The 22,622-nt window shown below is 49.5% G+C and carries 11 protein-coding genes and 1 tRNA gene; 1 reads left to right on the top strand and 11 read right to left on the bottom strand.

Annotated elements, in window-relative coordinates:
* From BLQ88_RS33430 to BLQ88_RS33385, 9 genes are all read right to left on the bottom strand, one after another.
* Positions 1-6,740, bottom strand: a 6,740-nt coding sequence (locus BLQ88_RS33430) for a DUF7948 domain-containing protein (RefSeq protein WP_143016994.1), incomplete at its 3' end; no start/stop codon positions are given.
* A 462-nt stretch (positions 6,741-7,202) separates the two neighbouring features.
* Positions 7,203-7,835 carry a response regulator gene (locus BLQ88_RS33425; RefSeq protein WP_090157375.1) on the bottom strand — a complete coding sequence of 211 codons (633 nt, stop codon included), beginning with the start codon at positions 7,833-7,835 and terminating at the stop codon, positions 7,203-7,205.
* Between the two features lie 205 nt (positions 7,836-8,040).
* Positions 8,041-8,685, bottom strand: a complete 645-nt coding sequence (locus tag BLQ88_RS33420; protein WP_090157374.1) for a response regulator — start codon at positions 8,683-8,685, stop codon at positions 8,041-8,043.
* A gap of 325 nt (positions 8,686-9,010) precedes the next feature.
* The gene (locus tag BLQ88_RS33415) at positions 9,011-10,390 is read right to left on the bottom strand and encodes a DUF4932 domain-containing protein (protein WP_229212974.1); all 1,380 of its coding nucleotides are present in this window, start codon (positions 10,388-10,390) and stop codon (positions 9,011-9,013) included.
* A gap of 1,520 nt (positions 10,391-11,910) precedes the next feature.
* Positions 11,911-11,984 (bottom strand) — tRNA-Pro (locus BLQ88_RS33405).
* 126 nt (positions 11,985-12,110) lie between these two features.
* Positions 12,111-15,542 (bottom strand): efflux RND transporter permease subunit, encoded by a 3,432-nt coding sequence (locus tag BLQ88_RS33400; protein ID WP_090157371.1) that lies wholly within the window; start codon positions 15,540-15,542, stop codon positions 12,111-12,113.
* 98 nt (positions 15,543-15,640) lie between these two features.
* Entirely contained in the window at positions 15,641-16,771 is a 1,131-nt protein-coding gene (locus tag BLQ88_RS33395; protein ID WP_090157370.1) for an efflux RND transporter periplasmic adaptor subunit, read from the bottom strand.
* Positions 16,772-16,817: 46 nt separating this feature from the next.
* Positions 16,818-18,179: a TolC family protein gene (locus tag BLQ88_RS33390; protein WP_229212973.1), complete on the bottom strand. Its 1,362-nt coding sequence runs from the start codon at positions 18,177-18,179 to the stop codon at positions 16,818-16,820.
* Complete coding sequence (locus BLQ88_RS33385) at positions 18,154-18,795, bottom strand: TetR/AcrR family transcriptional regulator (protein WP_229212972.1); 642 nt, start codon at positions 18,793-18,795, stop codon at positions 18,154-18,156. The genes BLQ88_RS33390 and BLQ88_RS33385 overlap by 26 nt, the downstream gene beginning before the upstream one ends.
* 551 nt (positions 18,796-19,346) lie before the next feature.
* On the opposite strand from BLQ88_RS33385, the gene BLQ88_RS33380 reads away from it, so the two are divergent.
* Entirely contained in the window at positions 19,347-20,825 is a 1,479-nt protein-coding gene (locus tag BLQ88_RS33380) for a type III PLP-dependent enzyme domain-containing protein (RefSeq protein ID WP_090157367.1), read from the top strand.
* 241 nt (positions 20,826-21,066) lie between these two features.
* On the opposite strand, the gene BLQ88_RS33375 is transcribed toward BLQ88_RS33380, so the two are convergent.
* Both BLQ88_RS33375 and hemE read right to left on the bottom strand, forming a co-directional pair.
* The gene (locus BLQ88_RS33375; RefSeq protein WP_090157366.1) at positions 21,067-21,588 is read right to left on the bottom strand and encodes a D-glycero-alpha-D-manno-heptose-1,7-bisphosphate 7-phosphatase; all 522 of its coding nucleotides are present in this window, start codon (positions 21,586-21,588) and stop codon (positions 21,067-21,069) included.
* A gap of 2 nt (positions 21,589-21,590) precedes the next feature.
* Positions 21,591-22,619 carry a uroporphyrinogen decarboxylase gene (hemE, locus tag BLQ88_RS33370; RefSeq protein ID WP_090157365.1) on the bottom strand — a complete coding sequence of 343 codons (1,029 nt, stop codon included), beginning with the start codon at positions 22,617-22,619 and terminating at the stop codon, positions 21,591-21,593.
* Positions 22,620-22,622 lie beyond the last annotated feature (3 nt).

The following is a 22,622-nucleotide window of genomic DNA, read 5'->3' as shown; positions in this document are numbered from 1 at the left end:
AGGTTTTCGTCGGTCGTTACCGGCGGCTGCTGTACCCCAAAATTAGCGTCGATCACATCGGTCGTAGTCACGGTAATGTTTGGCAAAATACCATTTACAGTACCATCGCTACCCGCATTGGCGCCCAGGTGCTCACCGGTGTTATTCCAACCGTTTGGCAGGCTAGGTACCGTCGAGCCGGCCGCTGTCTGATGCAATACCACGCTGTAAGTGCCGGGTTCCACATTACCGAAGTCGTAAGAACCATCTGCATTCACAGGCACGGTTGCCACAGGGTTACCTGCATTATCAACCAGCGTTACAAAAAGACCTGTCGGGATCGTAGTCACCGAGCCGGTTGTATTGACGGTGTTATCTGTCAATGCATTGGCATCGTGGAATACGTTACCGGAAAGACTTACGGTTGGAATAGTGAAATCAGCCGTTACGACGCTCACATTACTTTCCAGACCTCCATTGTCGGTCACGAAGAATGGGATCTCCACTTCCGCACCGCCATCGACAGGATCAACCAACACAGACAGACCCGTTGCAGGAACCGTAAGGTTACCAGCCGGCCATGCCTGCTGTCCTGCGCCAGGCGTCGTACCCGGAGCCACGTAGGTCGTGCCATTGATAGTGATCGTGGTCACATCCGCCGGGAATTCGGTGAACGTAATGCTGGTCACGGTTCCGTCAGGATCGGTCAGGCCGAAATGCGAGGTCAGGTCTACGGTCGTCGTGCCGCCCGGGTTTGGCTGGGTCGGCTCTGTTCCGCCGGTCGTTAGAGGGGGTTGTTGCACACCAAAGTTCGCATTGGTCACATTGGTACCCGCAACGGTTACGCCGGTGAGAATACCGTTTACAGCTGCATCGCTACCCACGCCCGCACCGAGGTTCTCGCCTGTGTTCACCCATCCCGCAGGAAGGCTTGGCACGGTAGAACCGGTCGAAGTCTGGTGCAATACGATGCTGTAATCACCAGGATTAGTTACACCGAAATCATAAGTGCCATCTGCATTCACAGGCACTGTTTTCACAGCCGCGCCGGTGTTATCCACCAAAGTCACATACAAACCAGTCGGGATAGACGGGTCGGTGGCTGTGCTGTTGACGGTCACATCTTTCAATGCATTGGCATCGTGGAATACATTACCGGTAAGGGTTACCGGTGCAAAACATGCCTCAGGGGCGTTGATAGCCACATTCACCTGTTTCACCAACTGGCATTGGCTGGTGTTGTCGGTTACCGTAACCGTATAAGTTCTTGGCGAACCGGTCGTAACGGTAGGATTGGCAACGAATGCATTCGAAAGACCCACAGAAGGAGCCCAAACGTACGAGTAGTTACCCGACGAGGTTACATTCAAAGGCAATGCGGCCGATGTGCCCTGGCAAAGGGCAACATTGTCAACCGTAGCGGCAATGGTGTTTGGATTAACCACCACTACTACTTCCTTGTAATTGCTGCAACCCGTGTTCAGGTTGGTCTGCGTCAGACGGTAAGTCTGGGTAGAGCCGGCAGCAACGGTGGTAGCAGTAGCATTAGGACTTGCTACACCCGCGAGCGGGCTCCATTGCCATGTGGTATTCGCAGGAGCGGTACCGGCCAATGACAAGGTTGCTACGCCGCCTTCGCAAATCGCAGTGTTACCGGTGATCGCAAAATCAGCAGGTGAGTTCACCGTTACCACTACCTGGTCGGTCGTGGTACAGCCATTCAAAGTCACGCTCACGGTATAGGTCGTGGTCGTCGTTGGCTTCACGGTCGGCTGGGCTACGTTGGCTGCGCCTACGATGCCTGCGCCTGTCCACGAGTAGGTAGCGCCTGCGATGGCCGGTGTGCCTACGGTCGTAGACTCGCCCGGGCAAAGTACGGCATCAGAACCTGCATTGGCAGAAGGGCTCACTTTTACCTCGTCTGTGAAAATACAGCCGCTCGGCAGTGTTACAGTGACAGTGTAAATGCGTTCCTGCGTAACGGTAGCGGTCGGGTTAGCGACTGTTGCGCTGCTCAGGCCTGCTGCAGGCGCCCATGAATAGGTAGCGCCAGCAGGAGCGGCAGGGTTGCCCGCTGATCCGTAACCGATCGCGATCGGGCCGGCAGGGCAGACATTTTTATCAATCAATTCCAAACCTTGTACCGGGTTCACAGTAAGTGTCACCTGGTCGGTCATCGGCGTGTTACAGCCCGGGTAGCTCACTTTGACAGTGTAAGTCGTGGTAAGCGCGGGGTTTGTTACAATCGGGTTGGCACAGGTAATGCAGCTCAAACCGGTTGCAGGCGTAACGCCATCAGCCATAAACCATTCATATTGCGCAAATGGCTCCGCTTCGCGGCCGAGTTGCGCAGCTACACCCTGGCAGGTAGCTAATGCATTACCGGCATATTCTCCGGTAGTCACCGTATTTCTCAACACCACAGTATCCTTGTCCATACAGCCGGTCAATGGGTCTGTTACGGTGAGGATATAAGATTGCGGCGTAGAGAACGCGAATTGAACCTGTGGTTGCGCATCGGTTGGCCCGGTGCCGTTGGTCCATGCCGTGTTGGATGGTTCCCACGAGTACACCCAGTTGGTTCCCGCAGGAGCAGGGGAGCCCAGTGTTACGGTAGAACCGTTACAAACTGCACGGTCGTTTCCGGCATTGGCCACGGGCGCAGGCGGAACGACTACGTTAACCGTGTCTTTGTTCACACATCCCGATGCAGTTTCTTTGATCTCCACATAAAACGCCTTGGTTGAAGTCACATTGGCAACCGGATTGGCGATGTTGATGGCGCTCAATGCCTGATCGGGTGTCCAGGCGTAGGTGAATCCGGAGACCGGCGTGCCGCCGATCTGGATCGAGGTGCCCGGGCAAGTATATTTGTCCGGTGCAACAAATATCGGCAGCGACCATCCCGGCGGGTTGATCACGATAGACTCCTGGCAAGTGATGGATGCATCGTACTTGTTGGTCACCGTAACGGTAATGGTAGCCGGCGCGGTAGAAGTAATGTTTACGACCGCAGCATGGGCATTGTCCACCAGGTTGGCGGGGCTCCATGAGAAGTTATAGTCCGAAGCAGGAAGTGTAGTACCCAGCTTTAATGCAGCCAGTGGGCCGAACACTTTAGGACAAGCCTGATCTGACAGCGTTACGATGTCGAAATCACATGCTGGACCAACCGTACAAGGTTCCACATCGAGTTCGGCAATACAGGAAACGCTGTTCAGCGTGACCGTACGACGGAATCTGGTGACACCGCTGTTGCTTTTGAGGTAGGCGTTCCTGCCTTCTTTGGCCGTCTGCAATATCACACCGTTTCCGGAAACAACGCTCCAAGTGTACACCGCGCCCGGGGCATTCTCTTCGTCGAGATGGGTGCTCCACATCGGGCCGCAATTCAATTCGTCCTGATCCGTAATGCGGTTGTTGATCGAGTATACTTTCACTTCGTCGGTGAATGTGCAACCCGCTTTTACTGCCGATACGGTGTAATTGGTATATCCGCCGGTAACCAGCGCGGTTCCCGAGCTGTAAACGGGGTTAGCAACCTGGGAGGCCGATAAATATTGGCCCGGAGTCCAGGTATAAGCATAAGTGTTGTCCGCTGTGCCGCCAATGGTAATGGTGGTGTTTTTACAAACGGTCCTGTCCGCACCTGCGAATGCCAGCGTGTTACCCGGCGCGGTGATCGGCGTTACGATCACATCGTCGAAAGATGTACAGGTAGCTCCTCCCTTGCGGGTTACGGTTACCGTCAAACGGTAAGTGGTTGCAACAGCCGGGTTGGCGATGGGCTGGGCACAGGTAGTACAGCTCAAAGTAGAAAGCGCGCCGCCTGAAACCACCGACCAGGTGTATTGTACCGACGGGCTAGCCACCGGCTCCGTGCCGATTTGTACCCCGCCTGCACCCTGGCAGATGGATTTGTCGGCACCCGCATTGGCAATGGCGGGAACAACCGTTACCTGGTCGATGTCCACGCAGCCCGCTGCGTCGGTTACCTGCAATGTGTAGGTAGTCGCGCGGGTAATGGCAGGGGTTGTCCATGCGCCGGTGGTCGCCAGGGGTGTGCCATTGCTGGTGCTTCCTTCATACCATTGGTAAGCATAAGAAGGCGTACCGCCTGTTGCGGCGCCATTCAAAGCAACTGTGTTGGAACCTGCTCCGCAGACATACCATTGCGGGCCATCGGCATTGGCGATCGGCGAGGCATTCGCGTTGATCTGCACGGTCGCGGCCTGTGAAGAATCGACCGTGATTTGGTTACAGTAATCAGTATTGACCCTTACCAAACGACGATAGTAGGTTGTGCTCTGCGAGGCGAGCGGTTGCAGGTCTTTGAAAACCTCGCCCGCCAGGTCTGTCCACGGACCGGAAGCCGATGAGGACGACTGCCACTGGTAGAACAGCTTTCTACTGTAATTCGCAGGGGCCGTTGCGCCCACCGCATTACCTGTAATAATACCCGGAATACCGAGGATACAGGCATTTTGCGACATCGGGCTCAATGAAGAGGAAGCTACGGCAAATCCCGCAGGTAGCTCGCCCGTGTTGAATTTGGCAATCCAGCCATCGGTGGCGCCGCCATGCGTCCGCTGGTGCGACCCTTCGGTAGCCAGGTTAGGGCTTCCCGCACCCGAGTAACCTGCCAAAACAGGTTTGTTACCCTCCGTAATAGCCAGCGGGGAAGAGAAAGCCGGGTCCATCCCGAAGGTCCCGCCGGGTGACACATAACCGGTATAGTCGAATCCCGGGCCTCCATAGTAGGTGCCCCAGATACGCTGGCCTGACGACGCGCTGAATTTGTTGATGAACGCATCCACATTGCCCGCCGGACTCGTCTGGAAGCTGCAATTGGTGGATAGTTCGTTGCCGGCAGCGGTACTGTGCCCGGCTACGATCACATCGCCGGTATTATCCACCTTTACCCCCATCCCGTAGGTGAGGCCCTGGCCACCCAGGTAAGTACCTTTCTGGTAATGCCCGGCCATGTCGAAGGTTACCCAGAAACCGTCGGTTGCGGGGACTTTGGTCGTTTTGTAAGCACCCGTAGAGGCAATGCCCGTCGCACTAGTGGTGTAACCGACTGTCTGGATGCGGTTATTCGCTTCGTCTACTTTCAGATCGGTGAAGGTTCCATCGTAGAATCTGCCCCAAACCCGGCCGCCGTTGGTGTTGAACTTCATCAGGTAACCGCGGTCGGTGGTAATGGCCGTGCCTTCGCCGACGCCGAATGCGAGTGAAGCATCGTAGGTGGCACTGAGTGCCGTAGATCCGCCCACATATACGTTTCCGGCAGCATCTACGTCCAATGCGTAGCTGCTTCTGCTCGCGATCGCTTTGAGATCCGAACCGGCCACAAAAGTTCCCCATAGCCTAGCCCCCGCGGAGTTGAATTTAGCGAGCCAGCTGTTAGTACATCCGTTTCCCTGACGGTACGTTCCGGCCGTTGCAATATTGCCCGGCGCGCAGGACGAAAGCGGAAAGAGGTTTACGGCAGTCCCGCCTAAAACGAAGATATTTCCGTTCGCGTCGACGCTTATCCGGCTGGCGAATGAAGTAATGCCGCCGCCGTAGTAGGTCGCCCAGTTTCGGTTACCTGTAGCGACGTTGAACCGCGCTATGATAGAATTGATTCCAACCCCATTGGGACCCGGACTATCCTGAAATGCGCCGGCAGTTGCCATACCGGCACTGATCGTTTCTCCGGCGATATATACCTGGCCGTTGGAATAGGTAATGCTGTTACCTTCATCCTTGCCGGCGCCTCCATAGTATGTTCCCCATTGACGCACACCATTGCTGTTGAATTTGGCAACGAAAATGTCGATATCGCCGCCAAGCGCTGTCTGCGACGTTCCGGCTGTGGCGATGTTGCTGGTACTCGTGGTGGTACCGGTCACATAGATGTTTCCATCCGGGTCGGTCGCTACCGAGCGGATCTGTTCGTCACCTGTACCACCGTAGTAAGTAGCCCATTCCACATTAGGAGTCGGGTCGATCACCAGCGTTTTGCTTTTGTCATAAGCCGGAACATTAAACGCGAACAAATCGCTATCAAGCGACCTGTATCCCACTTTTACCGCTTTTTTCGTCTGGGCCAGCCAGCTTGCAGGGATTTGTTCGCTGAGCTTTCCATGGCGCAGGTTCATGACGATTTTTCCATTTTGCAATGCCATCTTATCGGCACCTTTATAGCGCATTTTGATCGCGGATGCATCGGCGCCCGGATGTACAATGAAGTTGTACTCCACCGGTTTCCCGTTACCCTGGCCCGCTACGAATTCCAGGTCGATACCCGGATAAATGTCGCGGTAGGTAACCTGTTCGAACTGGCGTATGCCCAGGAAATCACCCCGTTCGTTAATCACGTTCTGGGTGCCGCCTGCGGGTTTGGCCGCGACGATTTTCGCTGCCGGGTTAGCACCTTCCAGTTCAATGTCCACGCGATGGTATTTACGGCTGACTTTCCCGCCCGCGGACTGTACTTTATAGGTGTCGTAGCTGAAACCCGTCTGGCGCAACTGTACATTGAGCCCCGGCATATTCAAAAGATACCTGACATTTTTGTTAGCCTTACCGCCGATGTCGATGATCTGGCCTTTGTTTTCTGCAAATGCCCGAACCTGGCCACTTTGAAATTTATCCGTGACCGCATTGGTTTCGGGGATAGTCGCATTCGCAGAAATTGATGTTTGGTTTTGCCCCTGTGCCCCAAAGCAGACCACAGCGAACAATGCCAAAAACATTAATAGTTGTTTTTGCATAATCGTTTGATTTTGAATGAACAAATGGATTTGAGACTGCTTTTATTTTGTCATAGGCATCGGGGTTTTGGGTGGGACATTTAAGGAAACCGTGTGTGCAAGTGCGTCAGAAAACAGGCATTTCAATGGATTGATATGGATTCAGGTGGAGTCAGAATTTTCGGGTGAATTGCATTGCCGGGTATTAGCGGCATGGTGATTGGCTATCGAAGAAATGGGTGCATGAGCTGTTTGATCTCGGCATCAAAACTAGATCAGGCTATATAGAAATAGATAGAAGTCGGCGATCGATTATCGATAGAATTACTTCTATTATTTGAAGAGAAAAGATCTCTTGCAACGGTTTTGCTGTCGGAGGGAAAGCAGGAATTGCGGGGAAGGAATTGAAAGGCAACGGGCATTCCGCCGGGCTATGATTATAACCCGGATTATAGAAAGTACCGATTTTTTAGGGGAGATAAATCAATAAGCCTCGTTGAATTTCTTGGCTAGTTCGATGGCATTGGAGACGCCGGTTTTCTCGAAAATTTTCTTTTTGAATGTGCTGATCGTGTTCTCTTTCAGGCCGAGAATGGTCGCAATTTCCTTCGTCCATTTGCCTTCGACGATCATTTTCGCGATCTGGATTTCGCGGTTGGAGAGGCTTTCGAGTGTTTTAAGGGAAGTGAGGGAGCGGCGCTGCACCACGCGGCTCAGCAATTCCTGCTGCATGGAAGAGCTCAGGTAGCGGTCGTTACGCAGCACCGATTTGATGGCCGCCTCATACTGGTCTTTACCTGAATTTTTGTGCAAAAAACCATTAGCACCCGCCTGTAAATAGCGTAATGCATGTTTTTCCTCGTCCAATGCGCTGAAAACGAGTATTTTAATATCCGGCTGGTGCAGCCTGATCAGATCTACCATTTTGGTTTCTTCCCCGCCCGGAACATTGATGTCGAGTACGATCAGGTCGAATGGCTCAATAGCAATCGTGGCCAGCCCTTCCGGAAATGTCGTGGAATCGGAGACGAGCACATCGGGGAATGAATCGCTCAGTACCATTTTCATCCCCATTCTTACAACCTCGTGATCATCAATAATATGTACTTTTAACATCGTCCGAACTGGGGATAGAATTCTTGAAGAGGGGTGAAGTTTTGATCAATTGCAGAATGAGCCGGTCTTACCCGACCATGCAGGTTGAGCTCGATGGCGTTTTGCGTGCCTGCAAATATAGAACTATTTCGATTTTTGCAGCTTTTAATATGTAACCGGTGAAAACTTTTGCAAGTAGAATTTTCGCGACAAATCAGCGGGGGCGCTAACAAGATTCCTGCCTTTGCTGGTTCAGCTGCTGGACCTCTTCGAGCGTCTTGCCCGCGCCGGTTTTGGCAAAGACGCTGTTTTTGACGGATTTGATGGCCGCAATGTCCGTGGAAAGGCGTTCTGCGATTTCGGGCACGGCCATACCTTTCATTAAAAGCCGGGCGACGTCACTTTCGAGATCGGACAGTTTTTCGTTTTTGCCCGGCGCTACCGGCGAAGGTTCGGAGACCATCTGGGCAAACAGCTGTTGCTGTATTTTCGGACTCACGTACCGCTGTCCGCAGCTTATCGCCCTGATCGCATTGAGGTGTTCGGTGCGGGTGGCTTCTTTGGGCAGAAATCCCTCCGCACCCCATTGCAGGGATTGCAATGCATATTTCTCCTCGTCCATGGAGCTGTAAATGAGGATTTTCGGCTTTTTCGCCCCGCGATTGCCCTTGGTAAATGCAGCTAATCTTTTGATTTCTTTCGGTTTAAGGTCGAGGATAATCAGATCTGCGATGTCCCTGGTGAGATAGGGAAGGCCTTCGTCCAGCGAAAAGCATTCGATGATCTGGGAGCCTGGGAACTGTTCGAGGAATAGCGATACAAATCCGATTCTTACAATGGTTTGACTGTCAATAATTACGATGCGTTCCATTAAATGGAAATGGATAAATAGAGGCGTTGGTTATTCAGGATGTAAATCTGAGACATTGTTAGAGAAGGAACAATCGAACCGGGGTGTTAATATTTTTAGAATTAATTCGAGTGCATGTCGATTGGATAAGGAATGTTCGATCTAACGAAAAAAGCCACCTACAACTCTTGGTTGTAAGTGGTTGATTTTCAATGTCGGGATGGCATGATTCGAACCGCGCGGCGGCCGCTTGCGACTCCTGGCACCCCAAAACCGACTGGGCAGCGTTGAATCACATAACTCGACGCTAAAAAGCCTTAAACACTTATTAGTATTTAATTGTCTCTCATTTGGCTGCCCACTCGATAATAGCAGGATACAAATCCGCAACAGTTTGACTTGGTTTTTTATTTCTGTACAAGCGCAACAGTTCTTCATTGAATTCTTTAAATCGTTGAAAGCCAAGCAGTTCGATCATCGTTTTTTCATTTCCCATATTGAGCATATCAAACGATTTTTTATCAAAAATATCTAAATAATACAGCGTAACCAGTCCCCAATTCATGTATTCTTCAAAGCAAGTCAGGGGAGTAATATATGTGGGAGACGGTTTACCTATCGTAGTCCATTTGGATAAATCTTTGAATGCACTGTCGATTATTTTTCTGTATTTCTCTGCTTCCGGATTAATGTACCCATGGTTAATTTCGGTGAATGCAATTTTCATGCGTTGACCTTTCAGTATATCGGCTGGTAACTTTTTACCGTCCTGGTTTACAAAAGGAAAATTAACATGTGCATGTGCTTCTGTAAAGCCATTATCACTAAAAAAACTGGCAGATTGATTCCATCCAACCAAAGGAGAAAAAATTACTTTTGTAGCCGAATACCTGGTCGTGGGAAACTGTTTTCCCAGCCAATCTTTCATACTGGCTATATTGATGCTATTGGTGTAATCTTTTTTGAGTTCTGAATAGTAATTTGACTGGCGTTTATAAAATCCTCTGAAATCCGATTTTATAGCAAATGCCTGCAATGCCGGGATATAATATTCTAACTCATTTCTTTCTCCCCCGCCAGGACGGTCATACACGCCTCCATTGATGATTTTGTTTCCAGAAAACACAAAAGCATAACTATCCATTTTCAAATAGTAATAGTAAAAGGCGGGGGCTATTTTCAACAAAGAATCGACAGTCGACACAACCGCATCGTTCTTATGTGGCGTAAAATGAGCAATTACTTTTTTGTAGTATTCCGTTTCCTTGTTGATAACACCTGTTTTACCATATTCAGTAAATGCGATGATAATATTCATCAACTCATAAACTTCCGGAATCTCGATAATGATCTTACCGTTATTATCTGTTTTATATTTATCGCTGAAAGTAGCGGGTTTGACATATTTCTGTGTAGTAAAAATACAGGTTACGGTGTCTCCTTTGGATTCGCGTACAATTTTAAAAACACTATTCTTTTTAGGTTTGAGTATAAGAGAAATGGAGTCAGATTTTGACACCAGCGCAAATACAGATGAATCCGTTGTAACTACAAAGCTATAATTAAACTGGGAGCCAATTTTATTAACACCATTGAATTCATCTTTTTGTCCATCCAGATACATGATCAGACTGTCAGAAGATGTATGTAGAATTGGAATGGTTGAATTTTGAGCGAAAACGAGTCCTGCCAAGCAAATAAAGAGACAAGTAATAATTAATTTCATTAAGTGTTGGTTAGTTTATATCTAATAGTGCCGAAATACGGGAAATAACAAAAAGAAATTTTGAGCTTCGATAGTCTGATATTTAGCTCGAAAAGATAATAATGTTTTCTTACAAACTACATCCAGTTTTCTCTTTTTGGCAGCGGCCATCATCAATTTGTGCTGAACTCTGTCTTGAGTTGTTCCGGAAGCGCCCATTTGTAAGAAGAACCTCAACATGGCATCTGATTCGTCAGACACTTGTCGACCAGCTGAGGAACAGCCTTGGGAATATCGAGTAACAGGCAAGACCTTCCATACGCGCTATGTTGGAATATGGCATGGGCTTATACCAATTCCTGATATTCGCTATCAAATTGCTACTCTTTCAGACAGCGTACTTATACTAGAAAATAACGGCTTAAGCAGACAGCAGTTCATGAAATGTAGATAAGTTAAATTTAGCTTAACCGCTTGTCTTGTTGTGAATTGTGCAGGAAGCACCATGGAGTCAAACTATTTTAGCGCAGTCTCTGTCTCAAATATATAGATAAAATTAAATATCGTAAATTCTGAATATTTGTGAATTTTGATGTCTCACAAAACCTGGGGAATATGTGGCAGGAACCACTAGCAGGATGTAATCCGGTTGATAGGTGAACCGTCAGCCAGCATAGTCTAAGATTTTACATACAGTTGTTGCGTCAACCGGGGCGGCCAGGTGTAAATAAATGAAAGTGTCTCACGGAGCAAGGTTACTTGTGACAATTCGCTGCTCACAACTACTAATAAATGTGGGTATGGACATGTGCTGCTAATTTTACTCTCGAATGTATTTTGACCTTGTCTTCGATGGGGCACAGTGTGTCACGATAAGCTCATTTTCAGATTGAGTCATATCCCATGTAGCGCATCCAATACAATCGACCAATGGACAATTGAGACTAGCTTTTATTTCTGCCTTAGGGTTCACTTCAAAAAGCTTCCCGTTCACATAATATGATCGTGGTGCACAATTGGGACAGCCATTCAAATCGAGTATCAGCCCATCGTATCTGACAACCATGTAGTGTGGCCCCCTATCTGTCGGAACCCAGCTATTCGTTCCATTTACCATCTTTTCATAAGCTGTAAGCTTCCATTTGCCTACAATGGCTTCAATCTCTGGCTCTGGTTGCGGACTATCCTTCTTGCAGGCACCCAGAACAATAAGCAAAATGACTGAAAATAGATAATTTTTCATAATTGATAATTGTACATCTAAGATGCCATTTCAAAAATAACCGTATAAAACGTCTTTTAGCTGAAACTAATAGCTTGGCTGCCGATTGAAATGGTTGATACGTTAACCAAAGATTTACGCTTTTTCTGATGGTCAGGATAACTTTTCTTATGTTAACTAAGTCAAGTCTAAAAATTGGAGAAAATGAGTCGGACGAACTCAGAAAAACTCAATGATTCTTAGGAAAAATGTTCGACCTATGTTCGACCTAAGAAAAAAGCCACTTACAATTTTCATCGTAAGTGGCTGATAATCAATGTCGGGATGACAAGATTCGAACTTGCGACCCCTAGCACCCCATGCTAGTGCGCTACCGGGCTGCGCTACATCCCGAACTTTTTAAGAAGGCCTGACGGCTGTTCTTTGGGGTTGCAAATCTATAAATGTTTTGGATTATTGTCTATTTCCATTGTGAAAAAATTGCATTACAACGAAAATAGACAATAATCCTCTTGAAAATCAGATCGTTTCGTTCTGCCAGTTCGGGTTCACAGCCTCCGGCTTGCCCTTGCGGAACCACTTGTCGCGGACGCGCTCGTTGACGTAGTACATACATGGTACCATAATGAGCGTCAGCAAGGTCGAGAATGTGAGACCGAAAATGATAGTCCAGGCAAGGATATTCCAGAACACGGAGCTCGGCCCGCCGACGATGAGGTGGGGTTCGAGATCGCGGAAGAGGCCGACGAAATCGACGGTGATACCCAATGCAAGTGGTACGAGGCCCAGTACAGCCGCAGAGGCGGTGAGTAGTACCGGGGTCAGACGGATCGCACCGCCCTCGATAATGGCTTCGCGCATGGGGTACCCGCGCCCGCGGAGCTCTTCGATGAACTCGATGAGCAGGATACCGTTTTTCACCACAATACCCGCCAATGCAATGATACCCACACCCGACATGATGATCGAGAAGTCCTTGTTGAAGATCACAAAGCCCAGCAACACGCCGATCAGCGAGAGCACGATCGTGAAGAAGATAATGAATGGTTTGATCACCGAGTTGAATTGCGTCGCGAGGATCAGGTAAATCAGCATGATCGCCGCGCCGAATGCCGTTCCGAGGAAGGACATCGATTCGGCCTGCTCTTCTTGCTCACCGCCCATTTTGATAATGTAGCCGTTCGGTACTTCCATGTCCGCGATCAGGGTCTGAATCTGCGCCACAATTTCGTTCGCGTTGAAGCCGGGCAATACATCGGAGCCCAGGGTTACGATCCGGCGCTGGTCCTGGCGGTTGATCTGGCTGAAAGTGGTGGAGTAATGGATGTTCGCGACTGACGTGATAGGCACTTGGCGCAATGCACCGCCCATGTTCATATCGCGGTAAACCACATTCAGGCTCAACAGCTTCTCGATCTGCTCACGGTCGTCTTTTTCAAGCCTTACCATGATCGGGTACTCGTCCTTGTCGTCGCGGAATTTCGAAACTTCTAGACCAAACAACGCCGTACGGACCGCCAATGCAATCTGCTGCGAGCTGATGCCTTCCCGCTGCGCCTTTTCGCGGTCGATATCGATCACGATTTCGGGTTTGTTCGTAACGAGGTCGGAACGGAGCTGGTCGATACCCTCGATGCCCGAATCCTGCACCTTTTTCAGTACGTCTTTTTCGAGTTTTTGAAGTACCTCAAATTCATCTCCCGAAATTTCGATCGAAATAGGCTTACCGGTCGGAGGGCCCACTGCTTCGCGTTCTACGGAGATTTCAGCGCCCGGGATGCCCGAAACGGCGTCGCGTATTTTGCGCAGTATTGCCTCGGACGATCTTCCGCCACGTTCGGTACCGTATACGAATGCAACAGTGATCTTCGATTTGTGAGGTGTAGCCGAGCGGTCGGGATTGTACGGGTCACCGGCGTTTTTACCTACGTTGGCAATCACGGAGTTCACCATATCCATAGCCTTCTCCTTTTCCAAAACATCAAAAACACGTTTTTCGATGATTTTGGTTACCGAGTCGGTCACACGTGCGTCGGTACCGATCGGTAATTTGTTGTAGACATACACATAGTCAGGATCGCCGCTTGGAAAGAACAGTACCTGGGGTTGCGCAATGCCGGTAATAATGAATGTCGCAATCAGTAATAGGAACACCGCCCCAATCGCTACTACCGGTCTCCAACCTCTCAAAAGCCAGTCGATCAGCCTGCGGTAGCCGTTTTTAAGCGCGGGCAGCAGGTTATCCTGGAACGGAACGAGAATGCGTGGCGTCAGAATGTAGTGGTTGAAAATCCAGAGTATCAATATAAATACAAAGAAATTACCCACCCCGCGGTCAATCGCGTAACCGATTGCTGCGGCAACTGCCAGAATGATTACGGGCCTGCGTATTGCTTTGAAACTCGTGTCGTGCGCTTCTTTTTCGTCATCATGACGGCCCATGAACGACACCGCGAACACCGGGTTCATCACATAAGCCACAAAAAGCGAGGCCCCAAGCGTAATAATGAGCGTCAGCGGCATAAATTTCATGAATTCCCCCACAATACCCGACCAGAACAGCAGCGGGAAGAATGGCGCAATGGTGGTAAGTGTACCCGAAAGTACCGGAATAAACACCTCTCCGGCAGCCGCTTTTACCGCTTGCTGGATAGTCCAATCCTTATGCATATTGAACAAGCGGTGCGTGTTCTCGATTACCACAATCGCATCATCCACCACCAACCCGATACCGAGGAGGAATGCGAAGAGTACGATCGTGTTCAGTGTAAATTCGGTGCCGACGAGCGGGCCGATAATGGGCATCATTACGAATGCTACCAATGCCGACAAGGGGACCGAAAGCCCCACGAAGATCGCGTCGCGCACACCCATGAAGAACATCAATACCATTACCACGAAAATAAAACCGAGTACAACGGTGTTGATCAAGTCATGCAAATCGGCACGGGTCTGGATCGACTGGTCGGCGGTGATTTTCACATCCAGACCGGCAGGAAAACGGTTTTCCTTAAAGTCTGCAATTACATTTTCAATTTTATCTGCCGCGTCCACAAGGTTTTCACCGGAGCGTTTGATCACGTTCAGCGTAATTACCGACTTGTTGGCCAAACGTGCGAAGTCTTGTTGCTCCTCAAAGCTGTCGGCTACTTCCGCAATGTCGCCCAGGCGGACGGTCGCGCCTGTGGAGGTGCGGATGCGGATGTTCGCCATATCGTTCACGTCGGTGTACTCGCCTTTCACACGCAGCGTACGGCGCACGCCCTGCACATTCAGCTCACCACCGGAAACGTTGATGTTTTCACCCTGGATCGCGGTTTGAACATCATAGAATGTCAAACCGGTCGATTTCATGCGGTCGAGGTTCACATTGATCTGGATCTCGCGGTTCAATGCACCAAGGATATCCACGCGGGTGATCTCCGGCAATGCTTCGATCCCGTCCTGCAAATCTTCGGCGTATTCCTTCAATTGTTTCAAAGAATAATTGCCCGCAATGTTGACGTTCATGATCGGGAACTCGGAGAAGTTCACATCCTGGGCGGTCGGGCCGGAGTCGAGGTTCTGGGGTAGATCGGTTTTCGCCTTATCCACCGCATCCCTTACCCTTTGCAAGGCCACTTCCACGGCCACATCCGGTGTAAATTCCACCAGGATTACCGATACGTCCTGCAATGCATTGGATTTGATCTTCTTAACCCCGTTGAGGGATTTGAGCTGTTTCTCGATCGGTTTGTTGATCGTATTTTCGATATCGGCCGGCGCGGTCCCGAAATACACTGTGTTAATGTATATCTGCGGGATTTTAATGTCCGGGAACTGCTCCTTCGGCAGGTTATTGTACACCATGAACCCCGCCAGCGTAATGATGAACGTAAAGATGTAGATCGTCGTCCTGTTCTCTACGCACCAGTTGGTGAAGCCTAGGGTTTTATATTCGTTGAATTTCATAAAATCAATTTTGAATGAGTGAATGATTGAATGAGTGAATGATGGACGAATCCTGACTCACTGACTATAACTGACCCTCATGGCCGTCACTCTTCCTCTTAGTAGCTGATCGGCTGGCCGTCCGATACTTCCTGGTAACCCAGCGTGATCAGGGCATCGCCTGCCGAAAGGCCCGAAAGGATCTCGACTTTGCCATTGTAGCTCAGGCCGGTTTTCACTTCTTTCGCCTTGGCTACTTTTTTGTTGCCTTCGGCCACGGCTACGTACACTACATTTCCTTTCTCGGTGCTTTGAACGTAGTTCTGGTCGATTGCCAATGCATTTTTGCTGGTAGCGTCGTTGATCTGCACCTGCGCCATCATATTAGGCTTGATATCACGGTCGGAAGGCAGGTTGGCCTCGATGGAGAATGTTCTCGACAATGGGTCCACGGCGGTGCTCACGAATGTCACGCGTGCTTTGAATTCCTTTTTCAGGTCAGGAAACTTCACGATCACCTCGTCGCCTTTCTTCACACTGGCCGCATACACGTCCGACACCTTCGCCGACACTTTCAGGTTGCCCAGGTTCACCACGCGTACCACGCCCATGCCCGGGGAAGCCATTTCACCTACTTTCACATTCACGAGGTCTACCACGCCCGACATCGGGGATACGATGTTGGTCTGCGAAAGCTGCGCATTCAGCGTAACCAGTTTCTTTTCCAGGGCCTCCTTGTTATTCTTCGCTTGCAGGAATTGAATCTCGGTGCCGATTTTCTGATCCCAAAGGTTCTTTTGCTTTTCGTAAATCGTGTTCGCCAGGCTCAGCGAAGTTTTCAGCTCTTCGATAGATTCCGTAAGAATGCTGTTATCGATTTTTCCGATCACGCTGCCGGCTTTCACCGCGTCGCCTTCCTTGACGTACATCGCCACGATCGCGCCGCCTGTTTTAGGCGTAACCAAAACATTGTTTTTCGCATCCACGGTGCCTTGCAGCTCCACGTAATGCTTGAATGTCTCGGCATCCAGCGTATCGATCGACACCGGTTTTACTTTGGCTTCCGTCGATTTCTTCGGATCCAGTTTGCCGATCTCGATTTCGAGTGCTTTGATCTTTTTTTCATTCTCTACGTGCTGGGCTTTCAGCTCGGCAAGCTCTTGTTTTTTGCCTTCCAAACCTTCTTTCTTGGCGGAGCAGGAGGCCAGGATGGTGGCAATAGCGGTTATAATGAGAATATTGCTTTTCATGGTATTGGTAAGTAGCTGTTTCAAATTTTGTTAAGTGTTAATGGTATTACTCGGAATAAAGCTCGCCCTTGGCCTTGCTGAGATCCACTTTGGCGATCATCAGGTCGTACAATGCGGTGAAGTAGTTCGTCTGTGCTTCCTTCAAAGAAGATTCGGCATTGACCACCTCGATGTTTGAGCCTACACCTTCTTTGTATTTGATCTTCGTGACGCGTACGATCTCCTCGGCGAGCGTCAGGTTCCGTTTCTGGGTTTCCAGTGTGGCAAATGCATTCTTGATATTGATGCTCGCCTGATTGTTTTCCAGATCGATCGACTGTTTCAAGAGGTTCTGATTGTTTTTAACCTTATCGATCGCGATCTTTTTCTGGTTAACCTGGTATTTTTTGGTAAAACCGTCGAAGATCGGGATGTTCAGGTTCACGGTGAGTACCATGTTGTTGAACCACTGGTTGGTAAACAGCTGGGAAAATTTGTCCATACCCGCATTGTAGCCATAGCCGAGTGAGCCGGAAAGACTCGGCAAATAGCCGCTCCGCACATTGCGCAAGTCGAGCATTGCCAGTTTTTCCTGCGTATTCAGCAATGAATACTCGATCCGTTTCTCGTAGCTCACATCCTGGCTTGTCGATTCCGACCGGAGCTCGGCCACATTCACGGCATTAATGTCGTCAGTCAGCTTGATAGGTTCGTTTGCCGGCATTCCCATCTGGAACCTCAGCAATGCATAGCTGAGCTCGATCAGGTTCTGCACTTTCTGGCGCTCGGTTTGCAGGTTGTTGATCTGCACTTCAAGGCGGTTTACATCGAGCAATTCCACAAAACCGCTCGCATTCATGGCCTTCGTCTCGCGCATGGACGAGTCTACGCGGGCGATGTTCAGATCGAGCAATTTGGCCCGCTCCTCCGCGACTTGCGCCGAGTAATATGCCTTAGTAACCTGCTCTGCAACAGATACTTTTGACGACGTGGTGGTTTTTTGCGCCAACTCGCGATAAGTAGCTGCCGCTTTCAGTCCGATAAAGTACGAGCCATTGAAAATCAGCTGGTTTAAAGTCGCGGAAGCTGACCCCTGCCATGGAATACCGAATTCAACCGGGGTAGGCGGTGCATCGTCCGGTGCCGTCGGGTCGAAGGTTTTGGCCGGGAAGAAAAACTTCGGAATAATGATGTTGTTCGTCAGCGAAACCGCGCCGGTCACCTGGGGCAAACCCGCCGCGCGGATCTCTCCGATGCGGGCTTCTGCGGAAACGGCATCGAGCTGTGCATTCTTGACATTCAGATTGTGCTTAACGGCGTAATCAACGGCTTCTTTGAGCGAGTAGCCGGTTTGTGCATGAAGTGGTACAAAAGGGATGAGTGCCGCGAGCAGCATCAAAGTGCTACGTATTGTTCTGGCATTTTTCATGGATATTGAGTTCAGTTGCTGGTTTATCTTTTATGGTGTTGTAGTATTCAAAGCCTTTTTCCGAAAGTATGCCCCGCAAAAAATGATTCAGGAATTGCGTTTGCACGTGCATCATGCTGAATTTCTTGGCAGGGTAAACGGTCGGGTCGAAAGCGAGGACGATCTGCTCCACGCGCAGGAGCGAAAGTACATCTGCGTCGATATCAGGGCGGTAGAGGCCCATTTCGATTCCTTTTAGCAGATTGTCCCGGATGTTCCGGATAATGTATTCATGCTTGTAGTTCTGGAAAAGCTCCCAGGCATTGGGATAGTATTTTTTCAGATCGTACAGCAGCGTCGGGTTCATCTCGGCGAGCGTTTCCTGCATTTGCACCGTGGCATACATCGCTTCCTCGATGGGGTTCTCGGCGAGCGCTTCCAGTTTTTGCATCTCACATTTCTGCTCCCGGATCTCTTCCTGGATCACAAGGGCAAGAATGGCCTCCTTGTCGGAGTAATGCTGGTAAATGGTACGCTTCGAAATTCCAAGGTCACGGGCAATGTCATCCATCGTGACGCTGCGGATGCCATAGCGCCAGAAAAGGTTCAGTGCCGATTTTATAATTCGCTCTTTCACAGCGACAAATTTGAAATTTTCGAATGACAAAAACCAAGAAAACTTTGAAAATGTTTAAAGTTTTCTGTGCATTAGTACACGGTTACGGTCAATGAAGGCACATAGAGAGCGAAAAACGGGCCTTAAACGCTGGTTATTAGCAGATTTGGCGGCCTTTCGGACGTTTGGAGAGCGCCGCCGTTTTGAGAAGAATCATAGGAATGGTTTTTAGCTGTTGAGAAATGTATAAATTTTGAATAGGATTATATCAAGAATAAATAGGTTGATACAAAACGCTGGGAATGAGCTTGAAAGCCTGTTCGCCAACCCAGGTTTTTCAATTTACGGCCTGAAAATAGGCAGTTGGCCGCGGGTTGGTCAATTAAAAAATTATTAAGCGGGGATTTTCAGGTATGAACTTGGGAAATAGAGCGATAAATTGCTTCCGAATGGGAATGATTTGCAGGTGATGCTTGTTTGGAAATGACACATATTCTGCCCAATTTTCGGGCCATTTTCGTTCCTATTTTTTAACACCCAATTCACTAATTGCCATCGCGACAAACAAATCAATGAAAAGCTACATTGACCTGATTCAGCAGACGTTCGAGTTCCCGACCATGGAGTTTAACGTTGATAATAATGAGTTGCTGTTCAACAATGTACCTCTGATGGATATCATCAAGGAACATGGTACACCGTTAAAGATCAATTATCTGCCCAAGATCGGAGAGCACATCGAGAATGCGAACATGTTCTTCCGGAATGCCTTCAAAAGACATAATTACAAAGGCACCTATACCTATTGCTACTGCACGAAATCGTCGCATTTCAGCTTTGTGCTGGAAGAGGCTTTAAAGCATAATATCCATATCGAAACGTCTTCCGCGTTCGATATCCCCATTATCCGGGAGCTTTACCGTCGTGGCAAGGTTAATAAGAGCACTTACATTCTCGCGAACGGCTACAAGCTGCCGCGCTACACGCAATACCTGAGCGAGCTGATCAACGAAGGCTTCAATGTGGTGCCTATTCTGGATAACCTCAAAGAAATTGAATCTTATGAACAGCAGGTAACGGCGGATTCGGTGCATTTCGGAATGCGCATTGCGACGGACGAAGAACCGAATTTTGCGTTCTATACCTCGCGTCTGGGTATTCGGTACAACGATGTACAGCAGCTTTATAAAGAGAAAATCGAGCCGAACCCACGTTTTAAGCTCAAAATGCTGCACTTCTTCATTAACACCGGTATCAAAGATAGCGCTTATTATTGGAGTGAATTGACCCGCTTCATGTTCAAGTACTGCGAAATGAAGAAACTCTGCCCTGATCTCGACTCGATCGACATCGGTGGCGGTCTTCCGATCCAAACCTCGTTGCAGGCCGGCTATGATTACCAGCAGATGATCGACGAGATCATTGAGAACATTCAGTGGATTTGTAATAAAAATAATGTCCCTGTTCCGCATATTTTCACGGAATTCGGAAGCTATACGGTCGGTGAAAGCGGTGCGGTGATTTACGAAATCATCGATAAAAAGCTGCAAAACGACAAGGAGCTCTGGTACATGATCAATGGATCGTTCATTACCCAGCTACCGGATTCTTGGGGTATGAACCAGAAATACATTATGCTGCCGATCAATAACTGGGATAATCCTTATCAAAAGGTCAATCTCGGTGGATTAACGTGCGACTCGCAGGATTTCTACAATTCAGAAATGCACAGCGCCGACTTGTACATGCCGATTTTTGAAGACAACGAACCGCAATACATCGGTTTCTTCCACACCGGCGCATACCAGGAATCACTCGGCGGTTACGGCGGCATTCAGCATTGCCTCATCCCCGCGCCGAAGCACGTGCTGGTGGATCGCGACGAGGATGGCCGCATTACCACACGCGTTTTCGCCGACGAGCAGAACAGCGACTCGATGTTGCGCATTCTGGGTTTTAAAGAGGAGCCTTTCGGAGCGCAGGACGGCAAGCCGGCGGTTGAGAAGCCAAAGGTAGAGCCCGAAGAGGAGCTGGCGGAAACAAAAATCTGATGCCGTATATAAAGTTCTTTGAATGAGTTCGTTATTAGTCAGGCTAAAACGCTCATTCAAAGAACTTAATTTTATATTTTTGTAGTGACAAAATCTTATACGAACTGGAAAATGAAAAAGATCTTACTTCTTGTAGCTGTTTGCGGAACATTGGCGGTGGCATCATCCTGCACCAAACATGCCTGCCCTGCTTACGGGTCCGTACAGAAAACCCAGCCTGCGCCGGTAGTAAAAGCTTAGTTTACTGCTGCAATATCAACTTCGCGGCTTCCAGCAAATCCACAGCGGCATAATCTCCTGTCGACGCTTCTGCATTCGGGATGATATGCACCGTTTTCAAACCCACATTCTTTCCTGCTTCCATATCCCTGTCGCGGTCACCAATCATCCACGACTTTGCGGGGTCGATACCATATTTGGCCATCGCCTTTTCAATTAACAGCGAACCTGGCTTCCGTGATAACGAGTTACCGGAATAGGACGGATGGTAAGGTGAGAAATACAAGTCATCCAGCGCATTACCGGATACTTTTTGCATTGCCTCATGAATGGCGTACACATTATCAGCAGTGTACAATCCCTTCGCAATGCCCGCCTGGTTGGTAATCACAATGAGCAGATAGCCAGCCTCTTTCAGCATTTGCAACGCTTCAGCAACTCCTTCGGGAATCACCAGTTCTTCCAGCTTATATAAATAGTCCGGGCAATCCTCGTTCAGTACTCCATCGCGGTCGAGGAATACGCATTTGTTTTGAGCAGCCATACTTACAGGGAAGAATACTCTTTAACCGCCTCAATGAAGCACCGTACCTTATCGGGATCGGTGTCGGGGTACACGCCGTGACCGAGGTTGGCAATGTATCGCTGCGTACCAAATTGCCCGACCATTTTCTTCACCTCCACGCGGATCTGCTCATACGAGCCGTACAACACGCACGGATCGAGGTTGCCCTGCAATGTCTTGTCCGGGATCAGTTCGCGGGATTCTTTAATGTCCATATTCCAATCCAGACCAACTACCGAGCAGCTCAGCTCCCCGATTTCTTTCCTGGCGAAGAATGCGCCTTTCGCAAACACCGTCACCGGCACTTCGGTAATGGCGTCGCAAATCTGTTTGATATAAGGCAAAGAGAACACGCGGTATTGCTCCGGCGACAGGATGCCTGCCCAGGAGTCGAAAAGCTGCACGATATCCGCACCCGCCGCGACCTGCGCTTTCAGGTAGGCGATTGTGCTGTCCGTGATTTGTTGTAATAATGTATGCGAAAACTGAGGATCGGCGTACAAATGCTTTTTGGCCACCGAGAAGGTTTTAGAGCCTTTTCCTTCCGTCATGTAGCAGAATATCGTGAACGGCGCGCCCGCGAAACCGATCAGCGGCACGCGGCCAGCGAGGCCTTTTTTGGTAATCTTAATGGCGTCCAGCACATATTTCAGATCCGTTTCCGGCTCGGCGACGTGCAGTTTCTGCAAGTCTTCCAAAGTGTGCACCGTGCTCGGGAAAACCGGTCCGCGTTGCTCCACCATCTCGTAAGGCAGCCCCATCGCTTCGGGAATTACCAGGATGTCGGAAAATATAATGGCAGCGTCCACGCCCAGCAAGTCAACAGGTTGCAGGGTCACTTCGGCTGCCATTTCAGGTGTAGTGGCAAGGTTGATAAAACTTCCGGCCTTCTCGCGAACGGCCCGGTATTCTGCAAGGATGCGTCCGGCCTGGCGCATCATCCAAACAGGCGTGCGTTCGGTTTTCTCCCCCCGCGCCGCCCGAAGCAAAAGGTCATTTTTCAGATTCATGCG

This window comes from Dyadobacter soli (genome assembly GCF_900101885.1).
Taxonomy (GTDB): domain Bacteria; phylum Bacteroidota; class Bacteroidia; order Cytophagales; family Spirosomataceae; genus Dyadobacter; species Dyadobacter soli.
This window is presented reverse-complemented; position numbering and strand designations above follow the sequence as displayed.

Coding starts and splice junctions, on each gene's coding strand:
- BLQ88_RS33420 (WP_090157374.1), bottom strand. CDS start 8,685: ATGGAACGCATCGTAATTATTGACAGTCAAACCATTGTAAGAATCGGA.
- BLQ88_RS33395 (WP_090157370.1), bottom strand. CDS start 16,771: ATGAAAAGCAATATTCTCATTATAACCGCTATTGCCACCATCCTGGCC.
- BLQ88_RS33375 (WP_090157366.1), bottom strand. CDS start 21,588: ATGGCTGCTCAAAACAAATGCGTATTCCTCGACCGCGATGGAGTACTG.
- BLQ88_RS33380 (WP_090157367.1), top strand. CDS start 19,347: ATGAAAAGCTACATTGACCTGATTCAGCAGACGTTCGAGTTCCCGACC.
- BLQ88_RS33415 (WP_229212974.1), bottom strand. CDS start 10,390: ATGAAATTAATTATTACTTGTCTCTTTATTTGCTTGGCAGGACTCGTT.
- BLQ88_RS33400 (WP_090157371.1), bottom strand. CDS start 15,542: ATGAAATTCAACGAATATAAAACCCTAGGCTTCACCAACTGGTGCGTA.
- BLQ88_RS33390 (WP_229212973.1), bottom strand. CDS start 18,179: ATGAAAAATGCCAGAACAATACGTAGCACTTTGATGCTGCTCGCGGCA.
- BLQ88_RS33425 (WP_090157375.1), bottom strand. CDS start 7,835: ATGTTAAAAGTACATATTATTGATGATCACGAGGTTGTAAGAATGGGG.
- hemE (WP_090157365.1), bottom strand. CDS start 22,619: ATGAATCTGAAAAATGACCTTTTGCTTCGGGCGGCGCGGGGGGAGAAA.